Source organism: Cellulomonas sp. P24, assembly GCF_024704385.1.
GTDB lineage: Bacteria > Actinomycetota > Actinomycetes > Actinomycetales > Cellulomonadaceae > JAJDFX01.
Genome location: NZ_JAJDFX010000002.1, coordinates 3148753 through 3167543, shown reverse-complemented (window position 1 = coordinate 3167543; position 18791 = coordinate 3148753). Strand labels below are relative to the sequence as shown.

General features: G+C 73.3%; 18 protein-coding genes, 1 tRNA gene and 1 pseudogene. 9 read left to right on the top strand and 11 right to left on the bottom strand.

Going from position 1 to position 18791, the window contains the following annotated elements:
- Positions 1–40 precede the first annotated feature (40 nt).
- Entirely contained in the window at positions 41–982 is a 942-nt protein-coding gene (locus tag LJB74_RS14890; RefSeq protein WP_259309278.1) for a DUF4349 domain-containing protein, read from the top strand.
- Positions 983–1007: 25 nt separating this feature from the next.
- Here LJB74_RS14890 and LJB74_RS14885 read toward each other — a convergent pair whose 3' ends face one another.
- Positions 1008–2030, bottom strand: coding sequence for an NADP-dependent oxidoreductase (locus tag LJB74_RS14885; RefSeq protein WP_259309277.1), 1023 nt, complete (start codon positions 2028–2030; stop codon positions 1008–1010).
- 76 nt (positions 2031–2106) lie between these two features.
- On the opposite strand from LJB74_RS14885, the pseudogene LJB74_RS14880 reads away from it, so the two are divergent.
- The 3 genes and pseudogenes from LJB74_RS14880 to LJB74_RS14870 all read left to right on the top strand — a co-directional run.
- Positions 2107–2226: pseudogene (locus tag LJB74_RS14880) on the top strand (TetR family transcriptional regulator); the annotation flags it as partial.
- A gap of 260 nt (positions 2227–2486) precedes the next feature.
- The gene (locus LJB74_RS14875; RefSeq protein ID WP_259310439.1) at positions 2487–2699 is read left to right on the top strand and encodes a hypothetical protein; all 213 of its coding nucleotides are present in this window, start codon (positions 2487–2489) and stop codon (positions 2697–2699) included.
- A gap of 82 nt (positions 2700–2781) precedes the next feature.
- Positions 2782–3243, top strand: a complete 462-nt coding sequence (locus LJB74_RS14870; protein WP_259310370.1) for a methylglyoxal synthase — start codon at positions 2782–2784, stop codon at positions 3241–3243.
- 13 nt (positions 3244–3256) lie between these two features.
- Here the strand turns inward: LJB74_RS14870 and LJB74_RS14865 are convergent, their stop codons facing one another.
- Positions 3257–3790 (bottom strand): GNAT family N-acetyltransferase, encoded by a 534-nt coding sequence (locus LJB74_RS14865; protein ID WP_259309276.1) that lies wholly within the window; start codon positions 3788–3790, stop codon positions 3257–3259.
- 40 nt (positions 3791–3830) lie between these two features.
- Here LJB74_RS14865 and LJB74_RS14860 point away from each other — a divergent pair, with 40 nt between their 5' ends.
- Positions 3831–4400, top strand: coding sequence for an XRE family transcriptional regulator (locus LJB74_RS14860; protein WP_259309275.1), 570 nt, complete (start codon positions 3831–3833; stop codon positions 4398–4400).
- Positions 4401–4502: 102 nt separating this feature from the next.
- Here LJB74_RS14860 and LJB74_RS14855 read toward each other — a convergent pair.
- From LJB74_RS14855 to LJB74_RS14830, 6 genes are all read right to left on the bottom strand, one after another.
- Positions 4503–4578: transfer RNA gene (locus LJB74_RS14855), tRNA-Ala, on the bottom strand.
- Between the two features lie 51 nt (positions 4579–4629).
- Entirely contained in the window at positions 4630–5670 is a 1041-nt protein-coding gene (locus tag LJB74_RS14850) for a hypothetical protein (protein WP_259309274.1), read from the bottom strand.
- 75 nt (positions 5671–5745) lie between these two features.
- Positions 5746–6402 carry a GNAT family N-acetyltransferase gene (locus LJB74_RS14845; protein ID WP_259309273.1) on the bottom strand — a complete coding sequence of 219 codons (657 nt, stop codon included), beginning with the start codon at positions 6400–6402 and terminating at the stop codon, positions 5746–5748.
- Between the two features lie 49 nt (positions 6403–6451).
- Positions 6452–7327, bottom strand: a complete 876-nt coding sequence (glp, locus tag LJB74_RS14840; RefSeq protein WP_259309272.1) for a gephyrin-like molybdotransferase Glp — start codon at positions 7325–7327, stop codon at positions 6452–6454.
- Positions 7266–7700 carry a hypothetical protein gene (locus LJB74_RS14835; protein WP_259309271.1) on the bottom strand — a complete coding sequence of 145 codons (435 nt, stop codon included), beginning with the start codon at positions 7698–7700 and terminating at the stop codon, positions 7266–7268. The genes glp and LJB74_RS14835 overlap by 62 nt, the downstream gene beginning before the upstream one ends.
- Positions 7697–8605 carry a UTP--glucose-1-phosphate uridylyltransferase gene (locus tag LJB74_RS14830; protein ID WP_259309270.1) on the bottom strand — a complete coding sequence of 303 codons (909 nt, stop codon included), beginning with the start codon at positions 8603–8605 and terminating at the stop codon, positions 7697–7699. The genes LJB74_RS14835 and LJB74_RS14830 overlap by 4 nt, the downstream gene beginning before the upstream one ends.
- Before the next feature lie 118 nt (positions 8606–8723).
- Between LJB74_RS14830 and LJB74_RS14825 the strand changes: the two genes are divergently transcribed.
- Positions 8724–9374 (top strand): 5-formyltetrahydrofolate cyclo-ligase, encoded by a 651-nt coding sequence (locus LJB74_RS14825; protein ID WP_259309269.1) that lies wholly within the window; start codon positions 8724–8726, stop codon positions 9372–9374.
- Here the strand turns inward: LJB74_RS14825 and LJB74_RS14820 are convergent.
- Complete coding sequence (locus LJB74_RS14820) at positions 9352–11919, bottom strand: penicillin acylase family protein (RefSeq protein WP_259309268.1); 2568 nt, start codon at positions 11917–11919, stop codon at positions 9352–9354. The two genes, LJB74_RS14825 and LJB74_RS14820, sit on opposite strands and share 23 nt — an antisense overlap.
- A gap of 210 nt (positions 11920–12129) precedes the next feature.
- Here LJB74_RS14820 and LJB74_RS14815 point away from each other — a divergent pair, with 210 nt between their 5' ends.
- The 3 genes from LJB74_RS14815 to mscL all read left to right on the top strand — a co-directional run bounded on the left by LJB74_RS14815 (position 12130) and on the right by mscL (position 13774).
- Positions 12130–12507, top strand: a complete 378-nt coding sequence (locus LJB74_RS14815) for an FmdB family zinc ribbon protein (RefSeq protein ID WP_259309267.1) — start codon at positions 12130–12132, stop codon at positions 12505–12507.
- 86 nt (positions 12508–12593) lie between these two features.
- Positions 12594–13280 carry an SAF domain-containing protein gene (locus tag LJB74_RS14810; RefSeq protein WP_259309266.1) on the top strand — a complete coding sequence of 229 codons (687 nt, stop codon included), beginning with the start codon at positions 12594–12596 and terminating at the stop codon, positions 13278–13280.
- A 38-nt stretch (positions 13281–13318) separates the two neighbouring features.
- The gene (gene mscL / locus LJB74_RS14805; protein WP_259309265.1) at positions 13319–13774 is read left to right on the top strand and encodes a large conductance mechanosensitive channel protein MscL; all 456 of its coding nucleotides are present in this window, start codon (positions 13319–13321) and stop codon (positions 13772–13774) included.
- Positions 13775–13934: 160 nt separating this feature from the next.
- Here the strand turns inward: mscL and LJB74_RS14800 are convergent, their stop codons facing one another.
- Entirely contained in the window at positions 13935–14255 is a 321-nt protein-coding gene (locus LJB74_RS14800) for a hypothetical protein (RefSeq protein ID WP_259309264.1), read from the bottom strand.
- A 12-nt stretch (positions 14256–14267) separates the two neighbouring features.
- Positions 14268–18674: a hypothetical protein gene (locus tag LJB74_RS14795; RefSeq protein WP_259309263.1), complete on the bottom strand. Its 4407-nt coding sequence runs from the start codon at positions 18672–18674 to the stop codon at positions 14268–14270.
- Positions 18675–18791 lie beyond the last annotated feature (117 nt).

Sequence of the window (18791 nt, the reverse complement as noted above, 5' to 3'; positions counted from 1 at the left end):
CCCGGGAGCGAGCCGAGGGCAGCACGCCTAGCGTCGAATCATGAGACGAATCGCCAGGTCGCAGGCCCTCGCCGTCGCGCTCCTGATCGCGGCGGGCACGCTCGTCGGGTGCTCGGCGAACTCGAGCACGTCGTCGGCCGGATCGGTCGAGGGCAACAGCCAGGTGCAGCCGGCGGCCGACGGGGCGAAGGCCGCAGGCGACACGTCGGCGCAGACCGCGGCCGACGCCGCCGGTCGCCAGGTCATCACGACGGGCAGCGTCCAGGTCACGGTGAAGGACCCGCGCGCGGCGGCCGAGCAGGTCGTCACCCTCGTCGAGGGGGCCGGCGGTCGCGTGGACGGCCGCACCGAGACGGCCGCCGTCGGTGACCAGACGGCGCGTGCGCACCTGACGGTCCGGGTCCCGGCGGACTCGCTGACCGCGATGATCGACGACCTCCGGTCGATCGGCGACCTCGGTCAGATCTCGATCTCGTCGCAGGACGTCACGGCCGACGCCCAGGACCTCGACGCTCGCATCCGGGCGATGCGCGTCTCGGTGGCCCGGATGGAGGACCTCCTCGCGAAGGTCACGACGACCACGGATCTCGTCGCCGCCGAGCAGGCGCTGCAGGAGCGGCAGTCGAACCTCGAGACGATGCTCTCGCAGCAGGCCCGGATGGCCGAACAGGTGGCGCTGTCGACGCTGGACATCGACCTCACCGCACCGGGTGCGATCCCCGCAGCCGCGAGCCCGCACGGCTTCTGGGACGGGGTCGTCGTCGGGTGGCAGTCGCTCGTCGTCGCGCTGCGCGCGGTGGTGCTCGTCGTCGGCGTGCTGCTGCCGTGGCTCGCGTTCGCCGGCCTCATCACGGTGGTCGCCCTCGTGGTGGTCCGACGGGTACGTCGTCACGGCTCGCGCGACGCCGAGGCCCGGACGGACGGCACGCACGGTGACGCCGCACCTCCGGGCCCCGCCGAGGCACCGAGCCCGGCGGGGTGACGGCGGCCTGCCCGGTGGCGTGAGATCAGCTCTCGGCCACGATGCGGACGAGCATCTTGCCGGTGTTCTCTCCGCGCATGAGCCCGAGGAAGGCACCGACCGCGTTCTCGATGCCGTCGACCACGGTCTCGTCGTACACGATCTCGCCTGCCGTGAGCCACGCGGTCATGGCAGCGCTGAAGGCCGGGACGTGCTGGGTGTAGTGGCCGACGGTGAAGCCCTGGAGCGTCAGCCCGCGCGTGATGAGGTTGCCGAGGTTGCGTGGGCCGGGTGCGGCGCCGGTCTCGTTGTACTGGGAGATCGCGCCGCAGAGGGCCGCACGGCCGCCGTCGTTGAACGCGTCGAGGGCGGCCTCGAGGTGCTCGCCACCGACGTTGTCGAAGTACACGTCGATGCCGTCGGGCGCGGCGGCGGCGAGCTGACCCGTGAGGTCGCCGTCCTTGTAGTTGAATGCCGCGTCGAAGCCGTACCGCTCGGTCAGCAGCGCGACCTTCTCGGGCGATCCCGCCGAGCCGATCACGCGTCCGGCACCCGAGAGCCGGGCGATCTGTCCCACCATCGAGCCCACGGCGCCGGCCGCACCGGAGACGAACACCGTCTCGCCGGGTGCGAGGTGGGCGATCTCGCGCAGACCGACGTACGCCGTCAGGGCCGTCATGCCGAGCACGCCGAGGTGGACGGAGACCGGGACCCCGGGGATCTCGGGCACCACCCGGAACGCGCTCGCGTCGCCCTGTGCGACGTCCCGCCAGCCGAGCTGGTGGACGACGACGGAGCCGACCGGCACGTCGTCGGACGCGGACGCGACCACGTGCCCGACCGCGCCACCGGTCATGGTCTCGCCGAGCGCGTACGGCGGCGTGTAGGACTTCCGGTCGTTCATCCGACCGCGCATGTACGGGTCGACGGACAGGAACGCGTTGCGGACGCGGACCTGTCCGGGGGCGAGCTCGCCGAGCTCGACCTGGACCGTGCGGAAGTCCGACTCCACGGGCCACCCGACCGGGCGCGCGACGAGCTGGACCTGGGTGCTGACGACCGACGACATGACGTCCATCCTTTGCTGAATTCTGAAACGATCGGTCTACTATAGGCACACACGGGACGACCGTCGCGACAAGGAGGTGACCGTGGGACGCGTCCAGACCTTCGAGACCGCCGCGGTCGTGACCGCTGCCCGGGACCTGTTCTGGGACCGCGGCTACGAGGCGACGTCGATCGCCGACCTCGAGTCCGCCACCGGCGTCAACCGGTCGAGCCTCTACCACGCGTTCGGGAGCAAGCGTGGCCTGTTCGACGCCGCCGTCCAGGACTACCTCGACACCGTGATCCGCCCGCGGCTGAGCGTCCTGCTCGGCCCGACCGCGGGCACCACCGGGCTGCTCGCCTACGTCGACGGCCTGCGATCGGCGGTCGCCGAGCTGCCCGACGACTCCCCCGGCGCGGCTGCCTGCTGGTCAACTGCGCCGCCGGACTCGCCGGTCACGACGCCGCCGCGCGCCTCGTGGTCGACGGCTACCGCGCCGAGCTCGTCGCCGCCCTCCGCCACTCGCTCGCGGCCGCCGGCACGCCCGGGGACCTCGACGAGAAGGCGGTCGTCCTCTCCTCGCTCACGATCAGCGCGATGCTGCTCGCCCGGATCGACCGCCACGAGGCGGACGCGGTCCTGGGCACCGCCCGCCACCACATCACGTCCTGGGCGACCGACGACCGGTAGCCCGTGTCCCGGCCCGCGGCTGGCGCGGGTGGTCCGATATCGTCGGCTCACCTGCGTGCTCGGCGTCCGACAGGAGCCTGCCATGTCCGTGATCCCCGCGACCCCCCGCCACATCGCGCTCGTCGCCCACGACAACAAGAAGGTCGACCTTCTGCAGTGGGCCGAGTACAACCGCGGCACCCTCGCCCACCACGAGCTCTACGCCACCGGCACGACCGGCACGATGCTCGAGTACGAGCTCGGCCTGCACGTCACCCGGTTCCTGTCCGGCCCGCTCGGCGGTGACCAGCAGATCGGCGCGAAGATCGCCGAGGGCCTCATCACGATGCTGATCTTCTTCTGGGACCCGCTCGAGCCGCAGCCGCACGACCCCGACGTCAAGGCGCTGCTGCGCATCGCGACCGTCTGGAACGTGCCCATGGCGTGCAACACCGCGTCGGCCGACCTGATGATCTCCTCCCCGCTGCTCTCCAGCGACTACCAGCACGCCCGTCCCGACCTGGGGCCGCGCGGCTGGGACGGGACGGCACCGGTCGAGGGCTGACCCGGCCGTCGCGTCAGCGCGGCTCTGCCGGCGGGTTCGGTCCGTCGAGGATCGTCCGCTGCATCCACGCGACGTCGTGCCAGGCGTCGAGCTTCCAGCCGATGCGCCGGTACGTGCCGGCGGGCTCGAAGCCCATCGCGGTGTGCAGCCCGACGCTCGCGTCGTTCGGCAGCGTCATGCCGGCGACCGCCGTGCGGTAGCCCCGCTCGGCCAGCCGCGGGAGCAGCGCCTCGTAGAGCGTCCGCCCGGCACCGGTGCGTCGTCGGCCGGGCTCGAGGTAGATGCTGACCTCGCATGTCCAGCGGTACGCCGCGCGCGCCTTGAACGGGCTGCCGTACGCGTAGCCGACGACCCGCCCGGCGTCCTCGAGCACGAGCCAGGCATGGCTCTGCACCGCCGCGGTGATGCGCGCGGACATCTCGGCAGGCCCGGGAGGATCGACCTCGAAGGTGATCGCGGTGTCGGTCACGTACGGCGCGTAGATCGCCGCACAGGCGGCGCCGTCACGCGCGGTGGCCCCACGGATGACGGTGGGGACAGACGTCATGTCGCCGATAGTAGCGTCGGACGCTTCTATAGTGGCCATCATGGCGCCGTCGCTCTCCACCTCCCTCGCCTCGACGCTGCTCGAGGCGCGACGCGCACGCGGGTTGTCGGCCAGCGCCCTCGCCGAGCGGTCCGGGGTCTCGCGGGCCATGGTCGGCAAGATCGAGCGGGGTCAGGCACAGCCCACCGCGGTGCTCCTCGGGAGGCTCTCGGCAGCACTCGGGATGACGTTGTCCGAGCTCGTGGCGCGCGCGGAGGACGGCACCCCCGACCACCGGCTCGCACGCGCCGCCGACCAGCCGACCTGGACCGACCCGGCCACCGGCTACGTCCGTCGCGCAGTGTCGCCCGGCACCGGCGGACCGCTCGAGCTCGTCGAGGTCACCCTGCCCCCGGGCGCACGCGTCGCCTACCCCGCCGAGGCCTACACGTTCCTGCACCAGCAGCTCTGGGTCCTCGACGGCCGGCTGGTCTTCCACGAGGGCGACACGGTCCACGAGCTCGAGACCGGCGACTGTCTCCAGCTCGGCGCACCCGCGCCGTGCACGTTCGTCAACCCCACCACGCGCCCGTGCCGCTACCTCGTCGCCCTCACCCGCCAACCGGACTGAGTGCCGGGTCGCGAGCGGCGTCGGACCCCGACGAACGAGAACGGGGCAGGAGCTCTCGCTCCTGCCCCGTTCTCCCTGCTCAGGGTCGCGCACGACCCGATGTGGTGGAGCTGAGGGGATTCGAACCCCTGACCTTCTCATTGCGAACGAGACGCGCTACCAACTGCGCCACAGCCCCTCAAGCGGAAGAAAGACTAGCACCCGCGACCGGTAGATCGAGAACCGGGAGCTACTCCCCCGCAGCCCGCCGACGTGCCAGCACCGCGTCGAGGTCGATGCCTCCGCTCGCGGTGCCTGGAGCCGGGGCCAGCACCGTCGTCGTGTCGTCCTCGCCGGACGCGCCGGTGGGCGCGACCTCGGCCGCACGGGCCGGCTCGACGGGCGCGAAGTCGCTGTCGCTCAACGGCACCGGCTCCCGCCGCGGCGCCGACGCCTTCATGGTGTAGGTCGGGCGAGGGACCGGCACGGGCGCCCACTCCTCCTGCGTGGCGTCGGCCTCCGCCGCGCTCGAGCCGGCCGTCGCCGAGGTGGCACGGGCCCCGCCAGCAACGCGGGACTCGGTGGCGAGCTCGGCGGAGATCCGCTCGATGACCTCGGTGTGCGAGTCCGACGGGTGGACCGCACGGCCCACCACTGCGGGCGTCCGACGCGGCGCAACCGTGCCGGATGCGCGCTCCGCCGACTCGCGACGACGGCGCTCGTACGCCGCGTCTGCGGCCTGGCCCGCGACGACGGCACGCCGTCCCGTCACGAGGACGGTACCGAGCAGGACCGTCGGGACCACCGCGAGCAGGAGGCTGAGCGTCGTGAGGCTCGCGACGACCCAGCCGGCGATGCTCGCGACGAGCAGGACGGACGTCAGAAGGGCGCGACGGCGCGCTGCGGCACCTCGGCGTGCGACGGCGGCGGCATGCGCCGCGCGCTGCTGCGCCGCCCGGCGGGCTGCGTCGGCGGTGATCCTGTCCCCGGTCGCATGCGGTCGCTCCACGGCCCCTGCTCCCCTCGGCGCCTCGGCGCCCTTGTGGCCTGCCGGGACACCCCGGCCCGGTGTCAGCAGCTCGACCCGCCTCGGGGCGCCGACCTCGTGGAGAACCGTGGAGCGCGGCGACGGGGAACCGGATGTCACCGCGAGCACACGGAGCGACTCGGAGAATCGGTCGTCCGTTCGTGACTCGAGCAGCTGTTGCCGGTGCCGCAGCTTGTGCGGCACCAGGTAGGCGATCCACAGCCCGACGACGACGAGCGCCGTCAGACTGGCAGAATCTCCCACGTCCTGACGGTAGGTGAGCCGCACACGCCGCGCGGGAAGCGCGATCGGCGTGTCGGGCACGGAATCACACGGCTGTCATTCAGCCGTGGTGCCGGATGCCTCGGCGTGCCCCTGCGCGGCCTGCTCCTGCGCGGCCTGCTCCTGCACGCGGTGCCAGCGCGCCAGGAGTCCGCCCGGGACGTCCTCGGTCGTCAGGGCGAAGCTCCGGTGGTCGCACCACTCCCCGGAGATGTGCAGGTAGCGCTCGCGGAGCCCCTCGTCGCGGAACCCCAGCTTCTCGACCACCCGGAGGCTCGGCGCGTTCTCGGGGCGGATGTTCACCTCGATCCGGTGCAGCCCGAGCCGGAAGAAGCTGTGGTCGACGGCCAGGGCGACCGCCGTCGGGACGATCCCGCGGCCGGCGACGTGCTCGGAGACCCAGTACCCGATCGTCCCGGAGCGGAACGAGCCGTACGTGATCCCGGACACCGTCAGCTGCCCGACGAGCTCACCCTGGTAGTCCAGGGCGAACGGCAGCGCCGTCCCGGAGCGTGCCTGCGACCGCAGCGCGCGCACGTACTGCCGGAACGACGGCCTCGGACCGAGCACCGGGACGGGCGAGGTCGCGTCCCACGGCTCGAGCCAGTCGGCGTTCCCTGCTCTCAGGGCGAGCCATGCGTCCTGGTCGCGCCCTCCGAGCGGGCGCAGGCGCACGTCGCCGTCCTCGAGGCGGACCGGCCACCCCGTCACCATGTGACCACTCGCCGACCGTACCGTGAGTCGCGCGCGACCCGCCGCTGACTCACCCGTCGAGGACCAGGCAGTGGACCCGTTGCCCCGGGTGCACGACCACGTCACGCTCGGGGATCACCGCGAGCGCGTTCGCCTGGGCCAACGCCGTCAGGGACAGCGAGCCGGGAGTGCCGATCGGGGTCACGTGGTAGCCGTCCGCCGGGCTCCCGACGAGGGTCGCCGGGACGAACTGCCGCACCCCGGCCGGCGACGGCCAGCCGTCGGTCGACTGCGCCGCGACCGACGGACGGTAGAGGTCCACCTCGCCGGCCATCGCCCGCAGAGCCGGCCGGACGAACACCTCGAACGAGATCTGGGCGGCCACCGGATGACCGGGCAGCGCGAAGATCGGGACGCCCGGGGAGTCGTCGCCGTCGTCCGCACGCACGTCGCCGTGCACGGTGCCGAAACCCTGCCGTCCGCCCGGTGTCATCGCCACATGGTCGAACCGCACCGTGCCGAGGGGGCCCAGGACGTCCTTGACGGTGTCGCGGGCGTACTCGCTGAGCCCTCCGGTCAGGACGATCACGTCCGCCCGGACGAGCTGGTCCTGGAGGCACTCGCGCAGCGAGGCGCGATCGTCGCTCACGACGCCGACGCGCACCGCCGCTGCGCCGACGTCCGCGATCGCCGAGGTGAGCGCGTGGCTGTTCGCGTCGTGCAGCGCCCCCTCCCGCAGCGGGTCCGACGGCAGCACGAGCTCGTCGCCGACCGCGATGACGACCACGCGCGGCGCTGGGTGCACCCTGACCCGCCCGCGCCCGAGGGCAGCGGCGAGGGCGATCTGACGGGCGCCCATCCGCGTCCCGGCCGCGAGCGCGACCTCACCGACCCCGGCGTCCGAGCCGACCCCGCGCAGGTACGCCCCCCGCCACCGCAGGGCCACGGACCGTGACCCGTACCTCGCCACGGTCCGTGTCGCCGGCCGGGATCACGGTGTCGGCGCCGATCGGCAGCACGCCGCCGGACGCGATCCGGATCGCCTGCCCCGGCGCGAGACGGAGCGGCCGGCTCGCCCCCGCGAGGACGTCGTGCGCGACCGGGAGGACGACCGGGTCGTCCGGCGAGGCCAGGGCGGTGTCGTCCGCCAGCACGGCGTAGCCGTCCACCGCCGAGACGGTCGCGGCGGGGATGTCGGTCGCCACGGTGACGTCAGCGGCGAGGACGCACCCGGCCGCGTCCGCGAGGACGACGTCGAGCGGCGCGACCGGGGTCGCCACCTCGAGGACGGCGGCGAGCTGCTCCTGGACTGATCTCACGACCTGAGCGTAGGCACGAACTCCGCGAGCCAGGAACGGAACTCCGGCCCGAGGTCCTCGCGGTCCGCCGCGATGCGGACGACGGCCTTGAGGTAGTCGAGCCGGTCACCCGTGTCGTAGCGACGGCCCGTGAACACGACGCCGTACACGCCGCCGCCGTCCTCGGGCGCCATCGTGGCCAGGGTCGCGAGCGCGTCGGTGAGCTGGATCTCGTCGTGACGGCCGGGCGCGGTGTGCTCGAGCACCTCGAACACGGCCGGGTGGAGCACGTACCGCCCGATCACGGCCAGGTTGCTCGGCGCCTCGGCCCGGGCCGGCTTCTCGACCAGCCCGGTGACCCGGACCTCGCGATACTGCGTGCCGTCGCCGTCCGGGACCGGTGCGACGGCTGCGCAGCCGTACAGGTGGATCTGGTCGGGGTCGACCTCGAGGAGCGCGATGACCGAGCCGCCGGTGCGTTCCTGGAGGGCGATCATCGCCGGGAGCAGCGGGTCGCGGGAGTCGATGAGGTCGTCGCCGAGCAGCACCGCGAACGACTGGTCGCCCACGTGGTGCTTGGCGCAGAGCACGGCGTGCCCGAGCCCCTTCGGCTGGCCCTGCCGCACGTAGTGGACGTCCGCGAGGTCGGTCGACGCCCGGACCGCAGCCAGCCGCTCGAGATCTCCCTTCTTCTCGAGCGCGGCCTCGAGCTCGGGCGCGGCGTCGAAGTGGTCGGCGAGCGTGCGCTTCGAGCGACCGGTGATCATGAGCACGTCGTCGAGACCGGCGGACACGGCTTCCTCGACCACGTACTGGATCGCCGGCTTGTCGACGACCGGGAGCATCTCCTTGGGGGTCGACTTCGTGGCGGGGAGGAATCGGGTACCGAGTCCTGCGGCGGGGATGACTGCCTTGTGGATGGTCATCTGCGAAGGCTAACGAAGCCGCTCCTGATCCGCTCAGGGACGCCCTGTGAGGGGCCTGCGGACACGCATGCGGGACGCCGATGCGCGAGCACGCCGATTTCTTTGCGAGACTGTGACCATGCCCGCAGATGTGCAGCCCTACCCCAGCCCGGTCGAGATCCACGATCCTGAGGACGCCAAGGACTGGCTCCGCCGGGGCATCCGGAGCACCCGGGCCGAGCGGTCGGGTCGTCGCCGCGAGCAGGCTGCCGAGGCCCTGGCCGACGTCCTGGAGACGATCCCCGAGGTCAGGTACGCGCGCTGCGCAGCGGTGTACGTCGCCCGCGAGAGCGAACCGGGGACCCTCCCGATCCTCGATCGGATGGCCGCGCGCGGGGTCCGCGTGCTGCTGCCCGTCCTCGGCAGCGGTCTCCAGCGGGACTGGGCGGAGTACGTGGGCCCGGAGGACCTCCAGCAGCGCTCGCCCGGACGTCCGCCCGAGCCCGGGGGCCCCGGGCTCGGACCCGAGGCGCTGGCCGACGCGGACGTCATCATCGTCCCGGCGCTCGCGGTGGACACCTCGGGCGCGCGCCTCGGTCAGGGCGGCGGCTGGTACGACCGTGCCCTGGAGCATGCGCGCGACGGTGTGCTCGTGATCGCGCTGACGTTCCCCGAAGAGGTCTACGAGGCCGGGACGCGACCACTCCCGCACGAGTCGCACGACCGCCATGTCGACGCCGTCGCCACGCCCGACGGCTGGCAGCGGCTCAGGAGGCGGGACGCAGCGTGAGCTGCTGATCGGCCGCCGCCGTCTGCGCGGCCGGGGTGAACGGCCAGGGGAACGTCCGTCCGTCGGCCCAGGCCTGGAACTGGTCGGTGTAGTGGACGCTCCCCGGGTGGCCGGAGGTTCCGGTCAGGGTGACCCACGTCGAACGGTCGAGGTCCTTGAGGTCGACCACCATGCGCATCGACGGTGCCGACGTGACGGTGAACGACCCGCTCGCGGCGTCCCACGCGGTGGCGTCGACGATCGACCCGCTGCCCGGCACCGCGAGCGGCGTCGGGTTGACGAGGCGACGGATCAGGCCGGGGACGCTCGGTCCACCGAGCACGGGGTGCTGGGGCGCCGCCGTGTGGAGCAGGCCCCAGGACCAGTCCTTCGGGTCCTTGCCGAGAGACGCCGTGAGCTCGAGACGTGCGGAGATGAGCGCCCGGGCGAGGATCTCGTCCCGGCCCTCGACCACACCCACCGTGCTGTGGTCGTCCCAGTACGGGTCGTTCGGTCGCTCCAGGAGGCCGCGGACGACCTCCAGCCAGCGGCTGCCGCCCGTCGGGCGGTACGCGTCCGGCACCTCGTCCCAGAAGGTCAGCTCGAGGACCTTCGCCCATACCGCTGAGAAGTACATCGCGGCCGCCGAGTCCGTGCCGGACCGCATGTCCCACGTGCGCAGGAGCTTCTGACCGTCGGCGTCGAACGCCGTCGGCAGGGAGATCTTGAGCAGCGCCGGCACGAGCATCTGCGCGTACGGGTTGAGGTCGTCGAGCTGCATCGCGCTGGTCTGCGCGGTCGTGATCTTGGTCCCGGCGGCGATGCTCTCGGTCAGCAGGGTCCGGATCCGTTGTGCCCGGTACCCGTAGTCCCAGTCCGACGTGAGGAACGGCCCGGTACCGGCGGGGGTCACGGCCTGGTTCGCCGCGACGATGATGCCGTCCGGCGGGTTCAGCTCGGCGGGCATGTCCGCCGCGGGGACGTAGCCCTTCCAGTCGTAGGCGCTGTCCCAGCCCGGGCGCGGCCACGTGCCGTCGGACGGGACGACGCCGGGGACGGTCGCCCGGATCGGGATCCGGCCCGGCGCCTGGTACCCGATGTCGCCGGAGGTCGTCGCGAAGACGATGTTCTGGGACGGGACGTCGAACAGCGCCGCAGCGCTCTTCACACCGGCTGCGTCGGAGGCGGTGTCGAGCGCGAAGATCGCGTCCGCCGTCCGGCCCGGGGTCAGCGCGGTCCAGTCGAGGGCGACGGCGTAGCGCCCGAACGGCGCGTCCTCCGGCACCGGTGCGGAGGCCACCGTGTCGAGAGGCAGCACGTCCGACACGATCGGGCCGTGCACGGTCGAGCGAATCGTCAGGCGGACGTCCGCGCCGCCGTTCACCTTGATCGTCTCGGTGCGGACCTCGAGCGGCACCTGGGTGCCGTCACGCTGGTAGGTCGTGTCGGTGACCCGCTCGAGGAAGAAGTCCGTGACGTCGGCGCCGAGGTTCGTCAGGCCCCACGCGAGCCGGCCGTTGTGCCCGATGATCACACCCGGGAGCCCGGCGAAGGAGAACCCGCTGACGTCGAACGGGCACGCCGCCGTGACGTCGCGGCACTGCAGCGACACCTGCGCCCAGACCCCCGGTGCGGAGATCGACAGGTGCGGGTCGTTCGCGAGGATCGGTGACCCCGTCGCGGTGTGGGCCCCGGACACCACCCACGAGTTGGAGCCGACCCCGTCGCCCTTCCCGACCAGGTGCGGGACGGCGGCGAGCGCCTGCGTCGCGGACGCGATCGCGGCCTGCAGGTCCGCGGACGCGAGGTCCAGGCCCGACGTCGTCGCGTGCGCTGCCGTGGTCGCGGTCGCGGCCTCCGGGGTGATGATCGGCTGGTTGCGCTCGTACGGGTACGGCGGGAAGAGCTCGTCGACGCGGGCGACGTCGCGGACCGAGCTGTAGGTGGCCGCGCGCGCGAGCTCCTCGTCGTAGTTGCCGCGCAGGTCCCAGGCCATCGCCTTGAGCCACGCGAGCGAGTCCACGGGTGACCAGGGTTCCGGGCGCGTGACGTCCACCTGCAGCCCGAGGACGGTGTACTCGACCGCGAGGGACGCGGTGCTCCGCGAGGAGAGGTACGCGTTGACGCCGTCGGCGTAGGCCTGCAGGTACGCCCGTGTGGTGGGCGCGAGCAGGGGCAGCTCCTGCTCGGCGACCCGACGCCACCCGAAGGTGCGGATCACCTTGTCCGCCGCGAGCGCATCGGAGTTGGCCCCGACGAGCTCGGAGAGCCGACCTGCTGTGACGTGCCGCCGGTAGTCCATCTCGAAGAACCGGTCCTGCGCCTGCACGTACCCCTGCGCCCGGAAGAGGTCCTCCGGGGTGGCGGCGGTGATGTACGGGACGCCGCGGGCGTCGCGCGTCACCGTCGCGTCGGCGCTCAGCCCCGCGAGCGTCAGGCTCCCCGAGGTCTGCGGCAACGGACGCCTGATCACGATCGCCGCGGCCGCGACCGCGACCACCAGGACGAGGACGACGACGCCGGCGACGATCGCGAGGGACAGACGGAGTGCACGTCGACGGGTCACCTGGCGAGAGTATCCGTTCGGCGCAGCACGGCGGCCGACCCGCGCGGGTCGTCCTCGGCGATGCGGATCCGGCCGCCCGGCGGGGAATGCCGGGGCACCCGGGTATCGTTGGCACTCGGAGAGAAGGAGTGCCAGGCCGATCGCCCGGTGCACGAGCACCGCGCGTCCCGTCGACCTGACGCCCACCGTGCCCGTGCAAGGAGGAACCCCGTGCCCACCTACGCCTACGCGTGCACCGCCTGCGAGCACCGATTCGACGTGCAGCAGTCGTTCGCGGACGACGCCCTGACCGTGTGCCCCGAGTGCGACGGCCGCCTGCGCAAGGTCTTCGCGAGCGTCGGCGTGGTCTTCAAGGGGTCCGGCTTCTACCGCAACGACGCACGTGCAGGCGCCGTCACGGCGGGCACCACCGCGAACCCCGCGCGCAAGTCCGACGGTGCCGGGACGGGTTCGACGTCCGGCTCCGGCGACTCCGCAGGGTCGGCCGGCACGCCTGCGAGCCCGACGACGAGCGGGGCGACCTCGTCCGGCTCCAGCACGTCCGGCTCGACGACGGCCAAGGCCACCGCAGGCGCAGCAGCGAGCTGACCACAGGCACACCAAGGCCTCTGCGCACTCCACAGGGAGCCGCCTGCTGGCCGACGCGACCGTCACGCGGTCCCTAGCGTCACCGGGTGACCTCTCCTGCGCCCGCCCGTCGGCCAACCCGCCACCCCCGCCGTCTCCCGGTCCGCTGGCGCGCCCGGTTGTGGCGCGCCCGGTTCGCCCTCGCCGCACTCGCCCTCGCTGCAGCGGGCGGGATCGTCGTCGACCACCTCTCCCCGCCACCGGAGCCGAGCACGTCGGTCGTCCTCACCCGTCACGCTCTGTCGGCCGGGACGGAGCTCTCGCCCGCCGACCTCCGGGTCGTGCCGATGCCGGACGGCGCCGTGCCGGACGGTGCCCACGGCGCGGTCGACGAGCTCGCGGGTCGCACCCTCGCGATCGCCGTCCCGGCGGGCCTCCCCGTGGTCGACCCGCTGCTTGCCGACGGTGCACCCCAGGGGCCACCCGGCACCGTCGTCGTGCCGGTGCGGTTCGCCGACCTCGGGGTCCGTTCCCTGGTGCACGTCGGCGACCGGGTCGACGTGCTCGCGGCTGCCGGCACGCTCGACGGCCGAGCCGGGGTCGGCGAGCGGCTCGCACGGGGCGCGCTCGTCCTGCAGCTCGTGCCGGACGGGCGCGGCGTCACCTCGCCGAGCCTGCTCGGCACCGACGACTCCACCTCGCCTGTGGTCCTACTCGCGGTGGCCCCGGACGAGGCCACCGCGCTCGCCGGCGCCGTCGGGTGGGCGAGCCTCAGCCCGGTCTTTGTGCAATGATCCGAGGCGGCCACCAGGACCCGTCAGAAGGACACAGGATGCGCGACGCTCTCGCCGGTTTCAAGGCCTTCCTCATGCGCGGCAACATCCTCGACCTGGCCGTTGCCGTGGTCATCGGGACGGCCTTCACCGCCGTCGTCAAGGCGCTCGTGACCTTCATCATCACCCCGTTCGTCGGGATGGTCTTCGGCAAGGCGAGCCTCGCGAAGGTCTGGGACATCGGACCGATCAACAACGCGACGATCTCCGTGGGCGGGTTCCTCGACGCGGTGCTCCAGTTCCTGTTCGTCGCGACGGCCGTGTACTTCTTCATCGTGCTCCCGGTCAAGGCGATCAACGATCGTCGCGCGAAGGGGATCGAGCCGGAGGACCCGTCACCCGAACCGCCGTCGGCGGACGTCGTGCTGCTGCAGGAGATCCGCGACCTGCTGGCCCAGCGCAACGTCGGTGGCCCCGGCGGGTCGAGCGGTCCGGCGGGACCACCGACGTCCTGATCGGCGCACAGCGTCGTGCGCACGGGGCCCGGTCTCCGCAGGGAGATCGGGTCCTGTCATGTCCGGTGTCGGATGTCGCACACGTCCGGCCACGCCCCGTGCCGCCGAGGTTCGTGCCGCGAGGTCCGGCACGGGAACCTACGCCCGGCCCACGTGCCCGTCACCAGTGCGGCGGTACGTCCCGTCGCAGGCGGTCGTCGTTCGAGTCCGGACCGTCGCCCCACCCGAGGTCGGAGTCGTCCGCACTTCGGTCCGGTATCACCGGCGCGTCGTCGGGCACGACATGCCGCCGCCGACCGGCCGTCCCGGCCGCTCCGGCATCGCCCTCCTTCACCGGGGCATCCGTCGCTGCGCGGGCGACCGACGGCTGACCGCCGGAAGAGGTCGCGTCGTCCTGCGCCGGGGCGGCGTCCTGCAGCCCGCTCGACGGGTCGGTCGACGACGGCTCCCCAGGGGTCCCGCTCACCGCCGTCTCACTCATCAGCGGCCCGACTCATCCGAGCGCCCGGCGGACGGCCGCACCGATCACCGCGTCGACATGGGCGTTGCGCCGGGTGACGCCGAGATCGGCACGCAGCGCGCGGGCGAGCTGTTCACGGTCACGCACGACACCGTCCGACTGGAGCCAGGCGAGCAGGTCGTCGAGCTGGTCGTCGGTGTACGCGCGGATCGGCAGACCGGCCTCTACGGGCGGACGCGGGCCCGTGACGAACGGGAGCACCGGTTGCTCGGCCGTCGCCGACCGCGTGACCGGTGGCACCGACACCCGGCCACCGGGGCGACGGGGCCCCGCCGCGCGCGGCTCCTCGATCTCAGCACCGACCGCCGCAGGTTCCGCGACCTCGCCGGCCGTCGGGGCCTCGACGTCTGCGCCCGTCGTCGGAGGTACGACGTCCTCGACGACCTCGTCGACCGGGACCTCCGGGCGACCGCCGTCCATCTCGGCGACCGTCGGGACCGGCTCCATCCGCGGCCGGGCGTCGACCTGCTCGTGCACCACGCGTCGGATCCGGTCCACCTCCGCCTGCGGGTCGAGGAAGGCCGCTGCGGACCAGACCTGGATCACCGACCAGCCGAGCGCTGTCAGACGGTCCGCGACCTTCCGGTCCCGCACGCGCACGCTCGGCTCGGCGACATAGGCCGCGTCGTCCGTGAGCACGGCGACCAGGAGCTCGCCGGGCAGGTCGGGGTGTCCGACCGCCAGCGGGATGCGTGTGCCACCGGGAAGCCCGTAGTCGACCTCGACGGTCAACCCGTGCCGCCACAACCGTTCGGCGAGGTCCAGGACCAGGCGATCGACCCCGTCGTCCGGTGAGATCGTCCCGCTCACGCCCTGGTGCGCGCGACGGGCCGCCGGGGAGTCGGACGCCTCCTCGGCGCCTCCTCTGGCTGCGGCGAACACGAGGAGGTCGGCGAGCAGACGCGAACCACCCCCGCGCAGGCGCTCCGGGTCGAGGTCCTCCGCGCCGAAGCACGAGACGACGCCGAGCCGGTGCCGCGTCGCCCCGAGCGCGTCGAGGAGGAGAGCCTCGCCGCCCGGGCCGCTGAGCGGACCGAAGCGGTGCAGGACCCGCCCGTGCGGGGTGCGGCCGAACCCGACCGAGAGCACGATCGCGTCACGGCGAAGACCCGCGACACCTGCCAGGTCGGCGACGACGAAAGGCTCCGGCCGGGCTGCGTCGAAGAACGCCGCGAGTGCCGGGTTGTTACGCACCTCCGCGAGAACCGCCTCACGGACGTGGTCGGCGTGCACGGCGGACGGGGTGATGACCGCGAGCGACTCGTCGGGGTTGGTGAGCGCATGGCTGATCACGAGGTCGACCACGTGGTCGACCTCCGCGCGCGTGCTGTCGACCGACCCCGTGGTCGCGTCGGGCATGCCGGTGCCGGGCACCACGTCCAGACGCACCAGCGGTTCGGACTGCGGGAGCGGGGTCGGCGAGAGGACACCGTCGTAGCCGTGGTCCGCGAGGAACGCCGTGAGGTGCGGGTCACGTCGCGTCGCGTCGGCGCGCAGCGCGACGCGTGGGAGCACGGCGGCGAGCTCGCGCACCGCAGAACCGGACGCGCATCGTGCGTCACCGACGACGACGACCTGCCGCCCCCGGGCGATGGCCGCGAGCGCGACCTCGAGGGGAAGGTGCTGAACCGCGTCCAGCACCACGACGTCGACCGTGCGGTTCGCCGGGAGCACCTGCGGCACGAGCATCGGCGCCGCCATCAGCACCGGACGCAGGTGCCGGACGAGGTCCGGGTAGCGCGTGACGGTCTCGCGCAGGCTCGTCAGGCGCTCCTCGACGAGCTCGGCGAACAACGCCTCGGACTGTTCCCGGTGGTTGCGCAGCGCGGTCCCGACCTGGGCGATGACCGCGTTGCGGACCGGGGTGGCGAGGCCGGCGACGTGCGCACGGTCCAGCTCCTGGTACTCGGCCGACAGCCGTCCGAGGGCGTTGCCGTCGTACCCGGCGAGAGCGGGGTCGGCCGAGAGGATCTGCTCGAACACCCCGCTCCACCAGGCCAGCTCGAGCTCGACCCCGACCATCGCGGCACCGACCCGGCGCCGCTGAAGGTCGTCGAGCAGGTCACCGAGGCCGGCCGACCGCAGCGAGTGCAGCAGCGCGGTGCGCTCCGGGAGGGTCGTCAGGGCGACGCGGTCCGTCTGCAGGCGACGCAGCCGGTCCAGCAGGGCGTCGAGCGGGAGGTCCTGGAGGTTCCCACCGGCGGGGGTCCCGGCGAGCACCGGTTCCAGGGCGTCGAGGGTCGCGACCACCTCTCGGCACTCCGCCTCGATCGCCGCCAGCCCCTCCGGGAGACGCGGCCAGCCGCCGGCAGGGCAGTGCGCCTGCCACACGGTGCGCTGCTTCTGCACCTCGACGAGCGCGGCATGCAGGTCAGCGACCGGTCGGCCGGGTCGGACCATGTCCTTCGCCTGGCGCCGCAGACGCCGCCTCACGACGCGCCCCATCTCGATGCCGTGCGCCTGCCGCCAGGCCTTGCTGGCGGTCGCGGCCACGAGATCGGCCGCCGTCCGTTCGAAGATCATGGGCTGGAACGTGTCGAGGGCGCCCCGGATGCCGGCCAGCATGTGCAGCTGCTCGACCCAGGCGTGGACGGTCACCGCGACCGACAGCCCGGTCGCCTCCGCGACGTGGGCGATCCGCGCGGAGAGGGTCGGCAGACCGGTGGTCAGGAGCATGTCGATCTGGGCCAGCGCCCGCTCGGCATCGGCGTCGGTGCGCAGGTCCGCACCGAACCAGGGGGTGTCCCCGGGCCGGACGGTGAACGCGCCGAGCGACGCGGCGCGTGCCAGGTCGCCGGCGAGGGTGCCGCGTCGGTCGGGGTCCATCACGCGGGCGACGTCGGGCGCGAGCCGCACCGTGGTGCTCGGCGCCGGGCGTGTGGACGACAGCTGGGCGAGGGCCTGCAACGCGTCGTACGCCGACGCACCCCACGGTGAACGAGGGGCGTGCAGCGCGGACACGTAGCCACGGAGCTGTTCCCTGCGCATGACGAGATCGCGGCGCAGGGCCTCGGTGGAGCCGGGGTCGACCTCCGTCGCCTCGAGCGTCATCGCACCGAGGAGCCGTCGCGCTGCAGCCGTGCGCCAGCCCGCGTCGGGGGCGACGTCGAGCACGAGGTCGTCCAGCCCGAGATCAGCCATGCGACTCGCGATCGCCGCGGCGGCACGCCGGTGCCCGGGGACGTAGAGGACGCTCCGCCCGTGGGCCGCGGCATCGGACACGATCGCGGCGACGGTCCCGGGGATGTCGCACCCGGCCGGGGCGTCGATGAACAGGTGCGCACCCGAGGCCAGGACGTCGAGGACGTGCTGCTGAGCCGCGTCGAGATCGCCGACGCCGCGCTCCTCGGCCGGGTCCCGGTCCCCGCGGACACGCTCGGGCAAGGGAGCCTGCAGTGCCTCCTGGCACTCGTGGTCGCCGGCAAGAGCGGCGACCACCTCGTGGCGGTCGAGCGTGCCGGCGAGCTGGTCGAGGTCGTCGACGAGCACCTGTCCCGGATGGACGAACGTTCCCACGACGAGGCGCTCGACGAGCTCGAAGTCCTCGAGGATCGCCTCGCCGAGGGCGCTGAGCCGGTCGAGCGCCGTCCGTGGGTCGAACCCCGACCCGGCGAACGCACCGCGGGCGAGCGCGACCGGGTCGAGCAGGGCGCCTCGGCCCCGCAGCGCACGCGCGAGCACCGGGTTGACCTCGAGCGAGGGCTCGAGGCTCAGCTCGTAGTCGCTGCCGCCGCTCCCACGCACCCGCATGGCCACCGGGCGCAGCAGGACGGGCGCGCGGACCGTCCGGACCGCCGGTGGGCGCGGTGCCGGGTGCTCGGGGGTGCGCTGCTGCGTCGTGACGGCGGGGAACTGGGTCGAGATCGTGGGCGCACTGCGCTGACCCGGCACGGCAGCTGACGGCTCGCGCGTCACCGACGCCAGCGCGGCGACGTCGTCGGCCCCGTGCTCACCGCCGTTGCGCTCGACCCAGGTCGCCACTCCGATCGCGAGGTAGGTCGGGGCGATCCCGTACCGCTGCGCATACTGCTCGGCCCGCGCGCCGACGGCACGCGCACGCCGCTTCGCGGTCGCCAGGGCCGCGCCCTCGCGGACCAGGTTGGACAGCCGGGTCTCCCGGCCGGCGAAGAGCTGCGCGATGCCCGAGGGGTGCGCGGCCGAGAGGTCGAGCGCTGCCTCGCCCAGGAGGTCGACGTCGCTGAGCGTGGAACCGCCGGCGGCTTCGACGAGGGCAGCGCGCCAGCCGGCGACGGCTCCGTCGACGATCTCGACGGTCGACGGGGGGCCGACGACCGCGGGTGGCGCGACCGGGACGCCGTCCGAGGAGGCGGACGGGTGCCCGTCGGCTCCCGATCCTGGGGTTCGGGCGGGAACGATCACGCTTGGCACGCTAGTCGTGATCGCGGTCAGGGCTTGCCGTGGCACGCCGAAGCCCCGGGTTTTCTCCGGGTGTCTCGGTGCTTCCTGGCCTCAGGGCGAGCGGTCAGCCGGGCCGGA